This is a genomic window from Allobosea eneae (assembly GCF_042657265.1).
Lineage (GTDB): Bacteria > Pseudomonadota > Alphaproteobacteria > Rhizobiales > Beijerinckiaceae > Allobosea > Allobosea eneae.
Genome location: NZ_JBHSLW010000100.1, coordinates 1 through 2,190 on the forward strand (window position 1 = coordinate 1; position 2,190 = coordinate 2,190).

The window sequence follows — 2,190 nt, forward strand, 5'->3', positions numbered from 1 at the left end:
CCGCAGATCAGAAGGCCGCCTGACCTTCACGCGCCCCATCATCGCGCCAGCGGCCCTCGCGCGAAGGCTTCAGTCATGCGGCCCTCCTCGTGTGCGTACGAAATACGCCTGCCGGGCCTGTGAGGAGGTGGTGGTGCAGGCCCCAGTGCCCGCCCGGCTCGTCGAGGGCGGCATCCCCACCGAGGCCACCGTCGCCCATGTCCTCGTCTCGAAATACGCCGATCACCTGCCGCTCTATCGTCAGGCCCAGATCTATGGCCGGCAGGGGGTGAACCTGGACCGATCGACCCTGGCTGATTGGGTCGGCAAGGCGGCCTTCCTCCTGAGGCCCGTGCATGAGCGCCTGTTCGAGCGGCTGAAGGCGTCGACCAAGCTCTTCGCGGACGAGACCACGGCGCCGGTGCTCGATCCGGGCCGCGGCCGAACCAAGACCGGCCAGCTCTTCGCCTATGCCCGCGACGAACGACCTTGGGGCGGCGCCGATCCGCCGGGTGTGGCCTATCTCTACGCGCCCGACCGCAAGGCCGAGCAAGCGGTCCGGCACCTTCAAGGCTTCGTCGGCACGCTGCAGGTCGATGGCTACGCAGGCTATAAGGTCCTGGCCGACCGCAATGCCGTGAGCCTGGCCTTCTGCTGGTCTCACGTCCGGCGGAAGTTCTACGATCTCGCGCAGGGCGGTCCCGCGCCGATCGCCACGGAAGCGCTCGCGCGGATCGCCGAACTCTACCGCATCGAGGGTGAGATCCGCGGCCGTTCGGCCGAGGAGCGCCGTGACATCCGCCAGGCGAGGAGCCGCGCGATCGTCGATGCGCTCGAACCGTGGTTGAAGGCGAAGCTCGGCCTCGTCAGCCAGAAGAGCAAACTCGCCGAGGCCATCCGCTACGCACTCTCGCGATGGGCGGGGCTCAGTCGCTTCCTCGACGACGGCCGCGTCGAAATCGACTCTAACGTCGTCGAGCGCGCCATCCGACCGATCGCCTTGAACCGCAAGAATGCGCTCTTCGCGGGCAGCGACGGCGGCGGCGAGCACTGGGCAGTCGTCGCCTCGCTCGTCGAAACCTGCAAGCTCAATGGCATCGACCCGCAAGCCTATCTCGCCGACGTCATCACCCGCATAATCGCCGGCCATCCGCAGAGCCAGCTGGGCGACCTGCTGCCATGGGCCTACGCGCCTCAGCCGCTCAAGGCCGTGGCCTGAGAACACCGCCTACGTTCGCATCAACGAAGAACTCCACGATTTTTCGTCGTCGATGATCCACGAAACGGACGATTTCCGGATCGCCGTTCGCAAGGAGTATCGGACGGCCGTCAATATCCTCTATGGCCGTGTCATTTATCCGTTCGAGCCAAAGGTCCACCCCGAGCTCGACGAAATCCACGGGAAGCTGGTCCGTATCTGCTCAGAGCTTAAATACCGCGGACACGATCTCACGATCTCGGTGAAGGCTCCGCCATCCACGCTCGCCACTGCGCTTTCGCGCGAGAGCTTGTCTTTCACAGAGCAGTCCATCGAAGTTTTGCTCGACAGCTTCCGTAGGACCCTCGGTTTCCTCGATGTCCAGCGTTGCGCGAGCTTCTGCGTTGTAGTCGCCCTTCGCGACCACATTCTCAAACGTCTGTCCGTCCAACCGTGAGAAAAGGCCGTTCAAAGTGCGGAAACCACGCTCCTTGCGGGCGCGCATCTGTGGCAAGCCTGCGGGAGGAAAGAGCAGCTCCGCGCCCAGATCAGTGACGGCTGCACAATACTCGTGACTGAGGAACTGCGAGCCGGAATCCTGAACGACGCATTCGGGCGAACCGTACATATCCCATGGCGTCAGACACCCGGCTGCTGCCGCGTAGGCCGACTTGTCGTTCACTGCCATCTCGAGTGTGGCGACGGCCGTCGACGCTGTAAGCTTCTCCACAAGCAAAGCCGCCGTGTAACAGCGCGTGGCCGCATCGATCGCAGCAGAAAGCCAATAGCGCCCGCGCTGGACCTCGTCCTTCTGCTTGGGCGTCAGGGTTTCCCAGATTCCCGCGTCTACCAGGAAAGCCTGCAGCGGAATGAGGGTCTCGTCGATCTCGAGCCGCTCCAATGGCCTGGTGACCTCTAGCAGGCTGTTGAAGAAGTCAGACGCGTTCGCAGACGAAGCCTGACTCGTCGCCGTTGTGGATGTGGAAGTGCCCGACGAGGCGGCCGGCGGTGCC

General features: G+C 64.2%; 2 pseudogenes. One reads left to right on the top strand and one right to left on the bottom strand.

Annotation, left to right across the window (positions count from 1 at the left end):
• Positions 1–94 precede the first annotated feature (94 nt).
• Positions 95–1,198 (top strand): annotated as a pseudogene (gene tnpC / locus ACFPOB_RS29660) (IS66 family transposase); the annotation flags it as partial.
• Between the two features lie 202 nt (positions 1,199–1,400).
• On the opposite strand, the pseudogene ACFPOB_RS29665 reads toward tnpC, so the two are convergent.
• A pseudogene (locus ACFPOB_RS29665) lies at positions 1,401–2,190 on the bottom strand (hypothetical protein); the annotation flags it as partial.